This is a genomic window from bacterium, from assembly GCA_021372615.1.
GTDB lineage: Bacteria > Armatimonadota > Zipacnadia > Zipacnadales > UBA11051 > JAJFUB01.
Map to the genome: position 1 here is coordinate 13,595 of JAJFUB010000099.1, position 15,897 is coordinate 29,491.

The window sequence follows — 15,897 nt, forward strand, 5'->3', positions numbered from 1 at the left end:
TTGCCGTCTGCGCCGAAGGCGCCATTGTGCGTAGGCGGGGGCGGAAGCCCCCGCGAAGCTTGCCCTCCGCCCCCTCCCGCGCGGCCCCCGCGGGGAATCAGAGCCCCCCCACCCCGGAACTCGCCGGCAGGTACAGCGTGAATGCCAGGTCCACCACCGTGCGCAGGAACGCCGCGCTGAACTCCCCCAGAATCAGCCCGATGAAGAACGGCCACGCCTTGCGGTACGCCTCCAGGCCGCCGTACCGCAAGAGCAGGCTCTTGACCACCCAGGTCAGGAAGATCGGCAGCCACAGGCGGAACAGGCCGAAGCTCCCGGAGACCAGGTAGCCGACGGGATGGAACGGCCACCAGACGAACTGGGAGCGCAGGAAGGCCAGCAGGAGGGTGAACCCCATGCCGAAGACATACGCCCCGCTGGCGCCGTAGTCGGGTTGGCGGGGGCTGTTCAGCCAGGTCGCGAGCTTCCGCCACGGGTCATCGCCGAACGCCCACTTGATGACACCCACGAACTTGGCGGAGTCGTAGCCCGTCTGGTAGGTCACGTGCAGGAAGCCCCAGAAGGCGCTCACAATGGCGAGTGCGGCCGCCGCCAGGACGACCTTGGAGAGGCCGCGCATGTCCAGCGGCGCCTGCCGACCGATGCGCATCATGTCGGCATCCACGGGCATGGGCAACTGCCGGTGGGTGCGGTGCAGCCAGAAGAACAGCGTCATCATCGTCAGGTCGCGCGCCGCGAAGGCCCGCCCGCCCACGAGGTTCTGCAGGATGTCATCGGCCCCGACCTGGTACAGCTCGATCGTCGGCAGCCCCAACTCCGACCGCAGGCGCGTCAGGGTCAGCACGATCGTCAAGAACACGCCAAAGTAGGCGATGGCTGTGCCCAGGCTCATGCCAGAGGCGGTGGCGAACAACACCAACCCGGCCGCCCCGGCCAGGAAGCCCCAGAAGGCCAGAGGGTAGGGGAGGGGTTCCGTATCAGCCGGAGGAGCGCCAGCTTCCAGCCGGCAGCCGTTGGCCGCACCTGCCGGCAGGATGCCGGCGCTCCTACGGCCGCCCAGCGCCGCCTCCCACACATCTCGCAGGTGTTGCCGTGCCGCGTATAGCACAAACAACGCTACCCCGAAGTACGCCCCGACCCCCTGCTGGCCGATGTACGGGAAGCGCTTGAACTGCGTGAAGCCCAGCATCGCGCTGGCGATCATCTCCAGCCGCGCGAACCACATGAAGAACCACACCGAGAAGGCCAGTTGCAGCGGCAGCAGGTAGGCCAGGCCATAGCTGAAGGGATACGAGGAGATGGGGATCGTGCCGGCCGCCGACAGGGGCATCCCCTTGAACGAGTAGTTGTACACGCCGATGTTGATCGTCGGCACGCCTGACCAGATGTTGTGCGCCAGGCGCAGGAGCTGCATCCCGGCCGCCAGGCCGAAGGCCGCCCAGAAGAGCCACGAACGGTAGATGACCGTCTCCGGTGCGGTCATCTCCAGCGGCACGCCGGCGATGGGGTAGTTCAGCCGCTCGCGGTCCCACTGCTTGCGGAAGATCGCCATGAAGCAGTAGAGCGTCCACACGAGCATCAGCGCGAATAGCGTCCACCAGCCCAGCGGCGCCAACCACGGCCGCACATGCGACCACGTGTACAGCGTGCTGTCGCCCGAGAAGAGCGGGCTGAGCACCGCCGGATCGGTGATGACCAGGTGCTGGGGCAGATGGGGGAAGAGGTCGCGTTCCCAACGGTTCTCGGGGGTGGCGTTGGGCACGACCCAGACGATGGTGGTGAACAGGATCTGGAGCTGGTCATGCCCGCACAGCGCGCTGGCCACCACCAGGATCGCATAGATTGTCAGCAGCTCGCCCCGCGAGAAGGCGTGGCGAGGCAACCAGCGCGCGAGCAGACGGTTGACGCCCACCAGCAGGAGCAGCACGGCGAGGCAGTTGAAGAACAGGGCGGAGGTGGTGCAGTTGTCCGAGTAGCGGACATACTCGATCTGGGCGAACCACCAGGCGTTCAGGGGGATCAGCAGCAGGCCGATCAGGACGGCGCGGCGGCTGATGCGCTCAGCGGTGGCCGCCGGGCGAGGGGCGATGAGCACAGTCGAAGCGCGTGCAGCCGGTGCCGGATCCATGACAGGTCGGCGAACAGCTTCGTCGCGGCCAGGCCTCACGCCTGCCGCCGGCGCGTCCCCCGGCCTCACTTGGCTGGGCCCAGTACGTACGCACACCGGGCCATCGTGCCGGTCGCCAGGTCCCGCACCGCCACGGTCCATCGGCCGCTGCCATCGCCATACGCCACGGGCAGGCGTACCTCCGCCCTGCCGCCGCGCATCTCCACCGTCCGCCGCAGGGCCGTGACTTCCCGGCCCCGCGGATCGGTCACGCGCACCTGCAGCACGTTGAGGTCCCCCTTGCCCACAGCCCCCTCGGTCTGCAGCGCCGCCCGCAGCACGAGGTCCTGCCCGCGTGTGGCGGCGGCCGGGCGGAGAGTCAGGCCCTGCACCCGGTACGGCAGGATCGTGAACACCTGCCCCTGGGTCGGGACCAGCATCGCTGGGAGGTCGTAGTCCACGTGTCCCAGGTACTTGCCGCTGCGCATCTCGTAGACGTGCCCGCTGCGGCTCAACTTGAGGATGACCTTTGCTGGCGTCTGGTCAGCCAGTTGGTAGTCCTTGGCCGCGGCGATGTGTGTGGCGGTACCGTTCGTCCAGGTGGCAGCCCAAATGCCATTGGCCAGGCCACGACTGCCGGCATCAAGCGGCTGCACCGGGCGGTCCAGTTGCGCCAGTTGCGCCACGCGGTCGTACAGGTCGGCCGCGGGCTGATATCGCCCCACGTTGCGGTCGTAGCTGTAGTTCCCGATATCGGCCAGGATGACCAAGCCGTTCCCCGCCGGTCCGCTGAGGGTGTCCAGGCCGAAGTGGGTCTTCGAAGGCCTCAGCCCCGCGAACAGATCCGCCAGTTGGCTCTTCTCCAGCTTCTGCCCGAAGTTGTTGTATGTGCCGGGGATGATGTCGGCCCAGACGACGCCGCCTGCGGCCACGTAGTCGCGAATGCCCTGGCACTCGGCCTCCGACAGGGCGACGGAGTGCGGCAGGATGAGCAGCTTCGGCCTGCGCTGGAGCAGGTCGCCCTGCTCGATCTGCGCGTACGAGACGAACCGGAACGGGGTGCCCGTATCGAAGCACAGGTTGATGAACCGCTGGTGCATCCAGGTCAGGTCCGACACGCCGGCCTGGAAGGAATCCTGCGAGTAGTGGATCGCCACCTGGTCGTCACGGTACTGCATGCGGGTGAGTAGCTCGCCGGCGTCGGCCACGGCCCTGAACTCGTCCTGGGCGGCGGTCCAGTCGCTGGTGAGGTGCAGGTCGGCCGTGGTCGCGCCCCAGATCTGTGGGGCGTCCGTGTACCAGCTCAGCCCGTGGGCCCCGCTGAGCAGCATGTACCACGGGTGCCAGCGCACGTTCCCGTGGCTGCCGATGTTGTAGTGGTAGTGGGAGCCATAGTACCGCTCGAAGAACGAGCGGGCGTAGTGATTGTGCGGGCCGCCATAGCACATCATGTCTTCCATCGCGCGCGACAGCAGCCAGTAGTCATAGCCCCGGCCCATCCACAGGTCCCAGCCGGCGTGGATGCCCGTTTGCGTAGGCGCGTCGGTCCCCGGCGCGGTAGCCTTGCGCAGGTAGTCGGCCAGGAACGCGTGCCGGTCTGCGAACAGATGCTCCATGAACCGGCGGTTCTCGAAGCGGACGACGTCGAACTGGATCTTGAGCATGTCCACGATCTCGGGAGTCATCATGGTGATGTCATCCCAGGTCGCGACCTTGCTCCCCCAAACGGTGTTGAGCCTGTCGAGGGTCCCGTACTTGCCCTGCAGCCATGCGCGGAACTTCGCGTTGGCCGTGGGCGTAGGGCAGGCTGAGAGCAGCACGAAGTGCTCCTCGCCGAGGCTATAGAACAGCGGGCGGTAGGGGATCATCTTGTCGGGCGGGCCCATGAGCCACTTCGTAACGTTCTGCTCCCAGTTCTCGGCGAAGTCCTCACAGTCCGACTGCTTCTGCGGGTAGCCCAGATGGCCGCTGTACTCGATGCAGGTGAGGTTCAGGGCTGCCAGGTTCGCCCACGAGTGCGGGCCCTGGTGGAAGCCGCCGCGCACCCCGAACTGGTCGCGGAAGAGGCGGTGGCGCGCGCGCACGCAGAAGCGATTGAGCGGGGTGCCGTAGAGCAGTGGATAGAAGCCGCGGGGCGTCATCTGCGGCACGGGGACATCGGCCGAGCGCGTGTCGGCGATGACGCCGTTGAGCTTCAGGTCCGCCTCAACGCGCATGAGCAGCGAGTCGGCGGAGGCGGGGATGGCGACGCGGCAGGTGGCGCTGCCAGTGGCCAGCCTCACCGGGGCGGACTTGCGGAGACGCCGGCCCTCGTGGTCGGTGAGGAACAGCTCGAGAGTGCACTGTTCCGGATGTGCGGCCTGGACGGTGAGGCTGGCCTGCACCGCCTGCCCGGGCTGATAGTACGCACGGTCCAGCTTGATCCCTGTGACATGCGGGTCGGTCGGCGCGGGCGGCGTGGCGATGAACCAGTCCACGGCGTTGCCCTGCGCGTCGCGGAGGATCAGGTCCAGCGTCGTGCGGGGGGGAAGTGGCGGCGCCGGCACGTTGATGAGCGGCCCCCGCACCACCAGGCTCTGCTCAAAGCTCGTACGGCCCCACATGTCCCGTGCCCGCGCCCGCAGCCGGAACTGCGACAGGTCTGACAGCGGCGTGAGAAGCTCGACCCGCCAGCCCTGCGGTCCCGGCGTGGCCTTCGCGATCTGCGTCGTGGTCGCCCGCCCCGCCGCCACCAGCATCGCTCGCGCGGCAAGCGCCATCCATTCGTCGTACTGCACATCGGTCGCCGCGGCGTTGAGGGCCGAGTCAGCCGTCAACCCCATGTTCGGGTACCACGAGGCGTTCTTGTAGTTCAGCTTGACGACTGACCGGCCTCCGACGCCGCCATGGACTTCCACCAGCCTCCCCGCGTCCGCCCGCGTCAGAAAGTAGCTGTCGTCGAGGTCGTAGACCTTGTCCCATCGGAAGGCGCCCTTGCCGTCCGCGGCGTTGGCCTGGGGCAGGGCCTCGGCCGGGAAGCCGCGCAGTAACTCCGCCGCCGGCAGCTCCGCCTGCGGCGCCAGCAAGGCGCTGATCTGCTCGTCCGGCTGCGTGGGGTATGCCCACACCAGGCCGCTCTTCCCGCTCTTCACCCGCTCCAGGATCCATGCCCGTAGCTTCACGTCCAGGTCCGCCCAGCCTGCCCAGCGCCCGTTCGTGAAGCCCTGCAGCGACACGGCGATGACGTCGAAGTCCCGGCTCATCACGCGCGGGTCGGGCTGGTTGGTGACGAGAATGTCGCAGTCCAGGCGCTGCCACAACTCCGCGGCTTCGCGGATCATGCTGTACTCGTCGTAGAAGCCGTGTGTGGCGACCAGGAGGATGCGGAGCTTGCCTCCGGCCAGTGGCCGTGCCCACTTCGTGTGCGGTGTGACGGGCAGGTCCGGGTAGTCCGCCGGGTTGTAGGGCGGCAGCAGCGCCTTCTGGTCATCCTCGAGTGTGCCGACCAGTTGCCCGGTGGCGGGGTCCACGTACTCCCGCGTGGGCGCGGGCGTCCCGGACGCGCCCTCGGAGCGTCCGGCCCCACGCGGTGGGGGCTGGGACTGCAGATCGCGGGCCGGCTCCTTGAGGCCCGCAGCCAGCAGGATTTCGGGCACGGTCAGGTACTTGCCGTACAGGTGGATGTCGTCGAACGTCCCGCCCGCCATGCCGTAGAGAGTGAGCGTGGCCGGGATCTGTGCGGGGCTGTCACACTTGAACTTCCCCGCACGCCCGGCGGCTTCTCCGTCCACGACGAACTGGATACGCTGACGCGCGGTGGTCCAGCGGATGGCATAGTGATGGCGCTCACGGGCGCGGAACAGGTTCTCCGGATGGAAGCCCACGATACTGCCCTCGGGATCGGTGAGCAGGTAGCAGTAGTCCGGGGAGATGGCCGCGCTGTAGCCCTTGCGGAAGGCGATCTGCAGGCCCTGCCCCTTGAGTTCTAGCAGCCAGTGGGTTGTGCAGTCGCCCGGCGACCAGTCGGGGGTGAAGCAGAAGCTCAGGGTTCCCTCCTGCGTCGGCGTCTGGGGCAGGCTGACCGCCGTGAGACCCGGACCGGCGCAGTACAGGGGCTTGCCATCCCTGGCAGCGACGGCCACATGGGAGCCGTCGGCGGCCGGGACGACCTGCAGGCCTGGCGGATCGGCGAGCACACACGCGGCGGTCAGGAGCAGGGCACAGAGGGCGAGGGACATCCAGCGCGGAAGGATCATATGACGTCTCCTTGGCGGATGTATGCCCATACATTCTGGCAGGAAGCCGCCTTTCCTGCCGGAGCGAAGCTCGTGGGTTGGAGGGCACAATGGCTGGACCGGGACGAGGAGCACACCGTGCGGCGGCAGCCTTGCTGGTGCTGCTGGCCGTGCTGCCACTGGGCGCGCAGGGGGCCGCCCCCGAGGTGGTGATGGCCTCGGCGGCCGAACGCTACGGCGTCGCCTCTGGGCTGACGGCCACGCAGGCGCCGGGAGCCAACGGCGGGGTGGCGATGGCTCTCTCCGACGCCAGCACGATCTCCGGTGGCTTGCAGCTTGCTCCGGGGCCGTACACGCTGGTGCTGCGCACGTTCGCCCCGGCGGGCGATCAGGACGGCTTCTTCGTCGAGATCGCAGGGACACGCACCCGTCGCACTGCCCCCATCGGCTCGTGGGGCACGCTCGCCTTCCCCTTCACCGTGGACCAGGCCGGGCAGGTGCTCATCGCGATCATCGGCCAGGAGCCGGGGATGCTCGTGGACGATATCGCCATCGTCAAGGGCACGGTCAAGGACGGGCAAGTGGACACAACGAAGCTCGTGGTCGCGACCGGCGGCGAGCGCGTCGGCTTCCAGGGCCTCACTCGCCTGCGCACCGCCTGCCGGCTGCGTGACTTCCCACCCGGAGCCGTGAAGGCAGCCCTGCAGGAGGACTTCGAGACCGAGCCGCAGGGCGTCGTCGGCGAGCACCGTGTCGGCCCGGGCCAGACCGGTCAGGGCCTCGTGCTCGACATGCCCGACGGCCGCTATGACCTGGACGTGAAGGCCCTCGGGCCGCTGGCGGCGGGGACGGTCGAGTGGTGGGTGAAGCCCCGCCCGGCCGCCCAGGTGTGGCTCGACCAGGGCTGGCACTACTTCCTCCACGGCGCCCCCGCCACGCCCGGCGGATGCCGGCTGGACCTGAGCCGCCATCCCAGCACGCAGTTGCAGCTCACCCTCGCCGTCGGCGACCGCAAAGAGAGCCTGCAGTTGCCAACGAACAGCCTGGACCCGCAGCAGTGGCATCACTTGCTGGTCTCGTGGGACTTGCGCGGCGAGCGCCAGTACCTGTGGCTGCTGGTGGACGGCAAGGGCTACCAGTCCTTCTTCCCGGCCGACGCCGGCGCCCACGCGGGCTTCACCCCGCTGCAGTTCAGCGCGCTGCAGTTCGGCAACACGCCGTCGGAGGACAACACCCCGTCGTTGCCGATGGACGGGGCCATTGATGGGATACGGGTGAGCGCGACCTCGGTGGCCGAACGACTGGTCGGGGAGGGAGGGCAATGATGAGAGCTATCGCCGCAGCCCTGTTGCTGCTGTGTGTCGTCTCAACCGCCGGGGCCGTGGATCAGGCCCTCGTGACACAGGCCAATGAGGCCCTGGCGAAGGCGACGACATACCTGACCACCAGGGTCGCCTCCGGCGGCGGCTATGGCGGCGTGTATCTGCCGGACCTGAGCGACCAGTGGGGCGAAGGACACATCACCCGCCCGCAGAACTGGGTCCAGCCGCCCGGCTCCCCCAGCACCGGCTTCGCCTTCCTGCGGGCCTGGGAAGCCACGGGGCAGCAGCCGTACCTGGACGCAGCCGTCCAGGTGGCTCACTCCCTTGTCCGCACCCAACTGGAGTGCGGCGGGTGGGACTATGTGGTGGACCATTCACCCGAGGGCCCGCGGCGGTGGTACTACCGCACCAACCGCAACAGCGCGGACCCGGCGCTGAAGCAGGGCCGCAACCAGGCGACCTTCGATGATGACACCACTCAGCACGCCACGCGGCTGTTGATCGCCGTGGACCAGGCCGTCCAGGGCCACGACGCCGCCGTCCACGAGGCCATGCAGGCGGCCCTGGACTTCATGCTGCGCGCCCAGCACGAGAGCGGCGGCTGGCCGCAGCGCTACCCGCCGGCGGCGCGGGGCTACGGCGACTTCTTCACCTTCAATGACAACAGCATCGCCGACTGCGCTGACGTGATGGTGATCGCCTTCAAGGCCTACGGCGACGAGCGCTACCGGGAGGCCGTGCGCAAGTGTGGCGACTTCATCATCCGGACGCAACTGCCGGCCCCCCAGGCCACGTGGGCCCAGCAGTACGACATGGACCTCAGGCCGGCGTGGGCGCGGAAGTTCGAGCCCCCGGCCGCTTGCGGCGGCGAGAGCGTTGGCGTGATGCGCCTGCTCATCACCATCGCCCTGTTCACGGGCGAGGACAGATACCTCAAGCCCCTGCCGGCGGCGTTCGACTGGTTCAAGCGCTCGGTGCTGCCGAATGGCCAGTGGGCGCGCTTCTACGAGCTGAAGACCAACCGCCCCCTGTACTTCACCCGCGACACGTACTGGCTGACCTACTCCGATGCGGACATGCCGACCCACTACTCATTCAAGAGCAACTGGAACCCGGCTCGCGTCGAGGCTCAGTACACCGAGATCACACAGAAAGGGCTGACGCAAGCCCAGGCCGACCGTGAGCCGAAGCCTCTGACCGCCGAGCAACGAGCGCGAGCGGCGGAGGCGATGGAGCCGAGGGTACGGGAAGCGCTGGCAGCCCAGGACGCGCAGGGAGGATGGATCACCACATCCGGACCCAACGTGGAACAGGGCCAACCGCGGCTCGACATGCAGACCGTGCAGAGCCGCATGAAGACGCTGAGCGACTACCTGAAGCTGGTGAACGGGCGGTAGGAGACGGCTACACCAGTGAAGCCTGGTAGGTCAGGGCCTCGCCCGCGACCTCGAAGACCGCCACCCGGTACACGCCGTTGCGGTTCGGCGCGCGCCATGGCTCCATGAACCTGTCGGCAACGAGGCCCTCGACCCGGAGAGCGTAGTCACGCCCGCGCCAGCGGAGCTGGGCGGCAAGCTCTGTCGCCTCGACGCTGACGACGTATCTGTGGCCCCGGTAGCGGACCTCCACGCCATCGTCCGACACGGTCACGGCTGAACGTGCCTCCCCATCCGTCTCGATCACCGGAACTTGTAGCCGCAGCCGGCGCACACCCGGGACCTCGATGCGGCAGGCCAGGCCGCGGGCTGACAGGGAGTAGTGCTCAAGAACCTCGCGGACGCCCCAGGCCTCCGGGTCGCGGAAGCGGTAGCACACAGTGAACTCGAGGGGGCCGTGGGCGCGACACGTCGTGACGGTCACGTCATGGCTCTCCCGGTCCGCCTCCGACAGGTACCGCCATCCGTCTGCGCACGGCCACCCGGCTCCGAGCGCCACCGAGCGCGGCGCGGTCGGCAGGGGCATATGGTAGCCAGGCTCCCGCACGAGGCTCATGTTCAGGGCCGTCTCAATGGGCACGCCCCGCCGGTGGAAGCGCCCCAGCCCTGTGGCGTCGTGGCCCGCCTGTCCGCGCGTGTCTATCTGGATGTGGACATCGCCCACAGTGGCGAAGACACGATGGAAGGCGTCGCCGAGATGTAGGAGGCGGGCTCCACCCGAACTCGCTGTGGGCCTGATGCTCTCGTCAGCTACATGGTACGCTCCCGCGAACAGGTTTGCCGCCAACAGGCCATACCCGCTGTGGGCGTTGTGTCCAGGCCCGAAACCGTCCTGACCGAACATCTCCGCCTCACCCATGTTATGCTTGAGGCTGCAGTAGGTCGTCTGCAGCACCCACCGGCGCACCCCCTCGGCGCATGACAGTGCCATCCCTCGCAGCGCCCCGGCCAGGTCACCGTCAGTCTCCTGCCGCGCCTGCCACTCAGCGAAGTAGGCGATCATGCCCTCCATCATGTGGAACTGGTTGCTGCGCCCGCCATAGGGCGCAACGCCGCACGGGGAGATGAGCTGCAGCGTGGTTAGCGCCCCTCGGTGCAACACCTCGCGCATCCACTGTGTGTGCCGCCCCGCATAGCCGTAGTGCAGCGTCATCGCCAGCGACTGCCGGACGGTCAGGTCGTAGGTCACGGGGTCGTTGGGGTCGCGGTACAGGCCCTCCGGCGTCCAGAACGCCATCTGGCTATCGAGGAGGGCGTCTACGTACTCCCAGGCGGAGGTCAGGCGATGGCGGAGGCGGAGCGTCTCGGCAGCGGTGGAGTAGAAGACGAAGTTGCGCTCGCCATAGTAGAGGCGTCCGGGGTCGAACGTGAGTTGTGCGGCCCAGCGGGCCAGAGGCGCGAGTTCGAGCTCCGAACCCGCCAGCGCCCCGTAGAGCACCATCATGTCCTTGACATTGAACTGGGCCGCGGGCCATTGCTCCCCCGACGCGATGTGCCGTGCCAACTCCCCACAGCACCAGTCCATCGCTGCTACGGCACTGTCCCGCAAGTCCCCGCAACGCCCGGCGGCCAGCAGATGCCCCAGCGCGGCGCAGTAGCGCGCCGTCGCCGTCACCGACTCGACCCCGGGCGCGTTGTAGGGGTCGCCGACCATGCCCGCCGGCGTCTGCCAGTCCGTCGCCTGGCGGACGATGTGCTCAGCAAGATCAAGGTAGAGCTGGACGCCGGCAACGCAAGCCATGGCCTGTCTCCTGCTCCCGGCCGCCGACAGCTCGGCTTGCGGCCGGGGCCGCCGCGAATGCCGCGGTATTCCCCGGCCGCCCGCCTTTCCCTCTGCCCCTGCTGTCATGTATAATGCCGCTACTTCTCAAGCACCCCCGCGGAGGCGTCGTGAGGCTGTCTGCTCTCTCCAGGATACTCCCGGCTTCTGCCATCGTGCTGACGGGCCTGGCGCTCGCGATGGCGCCGGCGCAGGCCGGTGTCGCCGACAAGCTGCGCGACGGCTGCCGTCTGCTGCTGGGTGGGCGCTTCCAGGGCGCCGCCCAGGCCTTCCACGAAGCCGGTCTGCAGGACGCGGAGTGCGCCGAGGCGCTGGTGGGCGAGGGCACAGCCTACCTGCTCAACGGCCAGCAGGACGCGGCGCAAAGCTGCCTCGACCGCGCCCTGGCGCTGGACGAAGCCCACCCGGCAGCCCGGGTGGGCGAGGGCACCCTGAGCCTGCTGCGGCGCGACTACGCGGCCGCGGTGGAACACTACCGCCGGGCGCTCTCCCAGGAGACCCGCCAGCGCGCCGCCATTCGCGCTTCGGAGGCCCAGGCGGCCTGCCTGGCCGGGCTGTATGAAGCCGCCGAGACCGAGGCCCGCACGGCGCTGCAGGAGCAGCCCGGACACGAACTGGCCCTGCAGGTGCTGGCCGCGGCGCTGCTCGCCCGCAACCGCGGCGCGGACGCGCTGCAGGTCCTCGCCGCGCCGGTGGAGCAGGGCGTGCAGCAGACCCTCGGCATCGTGGCCGACTCGCCGCTGTATTCGCCGCTGGCGCGCTACTACGCGGACCATCGCCTGGATGATGCCCTGCGGTTGGCCACGGTCGGCGCGCCGTCTCCGGCACCGGGGCCCTCGTTCGTGGGCACGCCTGCCCCGGCGCCGACCGTCTTCAGCCGCGGCGATCCGAGCTTCCACATCGAGTGGCCGAAGCCCGGTGGCTCGATCAGCGGCCGCATCGAGGTCTCCATCTACGCCGATCAGAACCTGGGCGTGCAGTATGTCGCTGTGCTCGTGGACGAGCAGTTCGCGTGCATGGCCAATGTCGTACCCTTCCGGGTGTCGGTGGACACCACCATCGCCCGCGACGGGCTGCGCGAGATCCGCGTGGATGGCTACGGGGCCGACGGCACCATCGTCAAGAGCGCCTCGGCGCTGGTGAACATCGCCAACGGCCAGCGCACGCTGTCCCCCGATGAGCAGGCCCTGCGCCAGGGCGTGACGGACTTCCTGGAGGGCCTGCTGGTGCTGCGCGCTCATCCGCTGCTGCGGGCCCAGCTCGTCGGCCATGCCCTGGAGGCCGAGGGCAAGCTACAGCAGGCGCTGGACGCCTATGAGTATGCCTTCTCGTATGACTGCACCTTGCCGTGCATCCATGCCGACCTGGTGCTGTGCTACCGCAAGCTCGGGCTGCTGGATGCGGTGGCGACCCATGAGATCCACAACCTGAACCAGCCCGGCGCCGTGGCGCTCACGTTCGATGATGGGCCGCACCCCATCCTGACCCCGTGGATTCTCGACCTGCTGGATCGCTACAACGCCAAGGCGACGTTCCTGCTGGTGGGCAAGCAGGTGGAGCTGTACCCTGAGTTGGTGCGCGAGATCGTCAAGCGCGGCCACGAGATTGGCAGCCACTCATATACCCACTCGAACCTGCGGCAGATCAGCACCCTGGGCGTCGAGCGCGAACTGGTCATGAGCCGGCAGGTGATCCGCCGAGCCAGCGGCGAGTTCGTCACGCTCTTCCGGCCGCCCGGAGGGAACTACGACCCGCAGGTGCGCCAGGCGGTGGACTTGACCGGCTTCACCACGGTCTTCTGGAACGAGAACATCACCTCCTATCCCGGAGTGGCCGGTCTGGACATCCTGCCCAAGATGCTGAACAAGCTCAACGGCGGCGGCATCGTCCTGTTGCACAACGGCTTTGACGAGACGCGCGACGTACTGCCCCTGCTGCTGCCGGCGCTGGCGCAGCGCAACCTGAAGCTGGACACAATCTCTGCCCTGACCGCCCACCGCCCCTTCCGCGTCCAGCACCTGCTTGCCGAGCCGCTGGAGTGGAAGTTGTAGGGCGGGATTCGGGAAGCGGGAGCCGGGAAGCGGCGTTGCCGTACCCCTCCCTTTCGCGCTCGTGAGCGAGCGCAGGAGGGGTCGGCCCGCAGGGCCGGGCGTGGGTGTCGTTCGCACTGTCGCACCAGCAATCAACCCGAGAGAACGACGTCATGGCCTGTCCTCGCCCCCTGCAACTCACGCCGCTGCTGCTACTGTGCGCCATGGCCCTCGCGGCCAATGGCACGCCGACGCCCCCGCCGCCGCTGCTGGGCGCCAACCACCAGCCCTCCCTGGACCTCGCGGCGAACGACTTCCCGGACGCCTCGCTGGTGGACCTGAGCGTCCTGCATGGCCGTCCCACGGGTGGCCGGGGGGACATGTTCTGCGGCAATGACGGGCACTTCTACTTCGAGGACGGCACCCGCGCGAACTTCTGGGGCATCAACATCGCCAAGGGCTCCGTCTTCTCACCCAAGCCCCTGATTGACCAGGCCATTGCCACCATAGACCGCGCCGGCTTCAATCTCGTGCGCTTCCACCACCTTGACGACGTGGAGGGCCTGCTGCCCGCCGACACCGCCGGCACCCCCGACCGGATTGACGCCGCCAGGCTCGATCTGCTGGACTACTGGATCGCCCAGTGCGGCAAGCGCGGCATCTATGTGTACCTCGATCTGCTCGACTACCGCACCTTCCACGAAGTCGAGGACGTGCCGAACGCCAAGGCCCTCGGCCGTGGCGCCAAGCCCTACGCCTTCTTCGACCGCCGGCTCATCCTGCTGCAACAGCAGTACGCCCGTAAGCTCCTGGTCGAGCACACCAACCCCTACACGCGGTTGTCGTACGCGCAGGACCCCACTGTCTGCCTCATCGAGCTGTGCGACGAGAACGGCCTGTTCATCCGCGCCAAGGACTGGAGCGACCTCGTCTCGCCCTACCGCGAGGACTTGCAGAAGCGCTGGAACGAGTGGCTCAAGGAGAAGTACGGCGACACGGCGACGCTGGCCGAGGCGTGGACCGATGCGGACGGCCATCGGGGCCTGCTGGGCGATGAGAAGCTGGAGGGTGGGACGGTGCGCCTGTTCCCGGCTGCGGGGCGAGGCTTCCCGTCGGCCACCGGCGCGTCCGCCGGCCCCGAGGACGGCCAGACCGGCCGCGTCAGCGACCGCCGCCTGTTCATCGTGGACGTGCATGAGGACTACTTCAGGACCATGCGCGACTACCTGCGCAACCACGGCGTGCATCAGCCCATCACGGCTGTGACCGACGCCACGCACCTGTCCGACCTGCGCTCCGTCGCCGAGCCCCTCGACTTCGTGGGCATGAACTTCTACTACGACCATCCGCTGTGGCAGAAGGGCAACGAGTGGCGCCTGCCGGCGATGTACGCCAACAGCAACCCGCTGGCCGATGCCTCGGTGGAGAGCTTCGTGCCGCGGGTGTGCGCCGGGCGCATCACCGGGCGGCCGGTGGTCATCCGCGAATGGAACACCTGCTGGCCCAACCGCTACCGCGCGCCGGGCCTGATGGAGGCGGCCGTGTACGGGGCCCTGCAGGACCTCGACGCCATGATCCTGTTCACCTACGACATCCGCCCCGGCCAACGCCGTGTGGAGTTCTTCGATGTACGCACCGACCCGTGCCGCTGGAGCACGGCGGCCCTCGGAGCGGCCATCTTCCTGCGGCGCATGGTGAGCCCCGCGAAGCGCCAGGCGGCCGTAGCGTACTCGAGCCTCGATACCCACTACCCGACCCACCAGCCCTACCCGACCGAGATCTACAAGCTCGGCTGGGTGTGCCAGCTCTCGACGCTGTTCTTCGACCAGAAGCTGGAGAAGGCGCCCCGTCCCGCCCCGGGTGCCTCGCCCACGCCGGGCTTCCAGCCGTCGTTCCTGGACCTCGTGCTCGCCTCCGGCCGCTGCAGCGGCGGGGCCTACCCCGGCGACCGCACCGTCATCTGCGCCAACTGGCCCGCCATGGACCTACTCGACCACGAGCGCGGCAAGAGCGCCGACCAGCTCTCCGGCTATGACGTCGCCACCGTGCCGGAGAAGACCCAGGACTTCCTATTCGGCGGCACCATGTTCGACGCGAACCAGCGACACCGCCTGACGGCCTCGCCCGGCTACCTGCTGGCCGATGTCCAGGCGCGGGGGAACCTGCGGCCCATCGGGATCGGCGACGACCGAGAAGCCTGCCTGGGCTTCCGCGACATGACCCGGGGCAACTACGTCTTCCGCCAGCTCAACGCCGTCTACCAGTTGCGGGCGGCGCTGGATGCCCTCAACCAGCTCTACGATGACCCCGTGTCGCACTCGTTCGTGGATGACGACCGCTACCTGTCGGACACGATGCAGGTGCGGCGCGTGCAGGACCCGGGCGTGCTGCTGGCCAACACCCCTACGGCGCAGATCATCGCCGGCGACTTCAGCCGTCCCGCCTGGACCAAGACCCAGGAACTGACGCTGAGCACCGACTCGCCGCTGGGCGTCCTGGCGTGGCTGAGCCTGGACCGCAAGCCGCTCAAGCAGTCTCAGCGCTGGTGCCTGAAGTTCGTCACCAACGCCACCAACCGGGGCGAGCGGCGCGAGTTGCACCAGAACAACTCCGAGCGCACGCTGTACGCGCTCACGGACCTGGGACAGGCGCCGATCAGCCTGGGCGGCAGCCCCAGCGATAACCCGACCGCCGTGACCGCCGGCGACCAGACGCTCATCCGGCTCTACATGGTCAATGGCCTGTGGGAGCTGGTGTGCGAGGGCGCCGAGTACCACCTGTATTGCAGCGCCCCGGGGATGAAGGCCGAGCTGCCGGGCCTGAACGGACAACTCCGAATCACGCTGCACAAGGCCGACGGGACCGAGGACACCCAGCAGGCCACACAACCCTTTGTGTACCCGGACGGCGTGAGCTACATCACAGTGAGGAACTGGTGAGCATCAGGTGGTGGGTGCCGCGCCGGGGGCGGCGGGCCCCCCCCCCCGCGGCACCCACCACCTGATGCT

Annotated in this window: 7 protein-coding genes; 4 read left to right on the plus strand and 3 right to left on the minus strand. The window is 68.5% G+C overall.

The annotated features are described in order from the left end of the window. Positions 1 to 97: 97 nt before the first annotated feature. The gene (locus LLH23_15315) at positions 98 to 2,095 is read right to left on the minus strand and encodes a hypothetical protein (protein MCE5239835.1); all 1,998 of its coding nucleotides are present in this window, start codon (positions 2,093 to 2,095) and stop codon (positions 98 to 100) included. Positions 2,096 to 2,193: 98 nt separating this feature from the next. Further along, positions 2,194 to 6,342: a beta-galactosidase gene (locus LLH23_15320; protein ID MCE5239836.1), complete on the minus strand. Its 4,149-nt coding sequence runs from the start codon at positions 6,340 to 6,342 to the stop codon at positions 2,194 to 2,196. Between the two features lie 89 nt (positions 6,343 to 6,431). Between LLH23_15320 and LLH23_15325 the strand changes: the two genes are divergently transcribed. After that, the gene (locus tag LLH23_15325; GenBank protein ID MCE5239837.1) at positions 6,432 to 7,646 is read left to right on the plus strand and encodes a LamG domain-containing protein; all 1,215 of its coding nucleotides are present in this window, start codon (positions 6,432 to 6,434) and stop codon (positions 7,644 to 7,646) included. Beyond that, positions 7,643 to 9,040: a pectate lyase gene (locus LLH23_15330; protein MCE5239838.1), complete on the plus strand. Its 1,398-nt coding sequence runs from the start codon at positions 7,643 to 7,645 to the stop codon at positions 9,038 to 9,040. The genes LLH23_15325 and LLH23_15330 overlap by 4 nt, the downstream gene beginning before the upstream one ends. A gap of 7 nt (positions 9,041 to 9,047) precedes the next feature. On the opposite strand, the gene LLH23_15335 is transcribed toward LLH23_15330, so the two are convergent. After that, positions 9,048 to 10,820, minus strand: a complete 1,773-nt coding sequence (locus tag LLH23_15335; GenBank protein MCE5239839.1) for a hypothetical protein — start codon at positions 10,818 to 10,820, stop codon at positions 9,048 to 9,050. A gap of 149 nt (positions 10,821 to 10,969) precedes the next feature. Here LLH23_15335 and LLH23_15340 point away from each other — a divergent pair, with 149 nt between their 5' ends. Continuing rightward, on the plus strand, positions 10,970 to 12,910 hold the full coding sequence (locus LLH23_15340) for a polysaccharide deacetylase family protein (protein ID MCE5239840.1): 1,941 nt from the start codon (positions 10,970 to 10,972) through the stop codon (positions 12,908 to 12,910). A 152-nt stretch (positions 12,911 to 13,062) separates the two neighbouring features. Further along, entirely contained in the window at positions 13,063 to 15,828 is a 2,766-nt protein-coding gene (locus LLH23_15345) for a glycoside hydrolase family 5 protein (GenBank protein MCE5239841.1), read from the plus strand. The last annotated feature ends 69 nt before the right edge of the window (positions 15,829 to 15,897 follow it).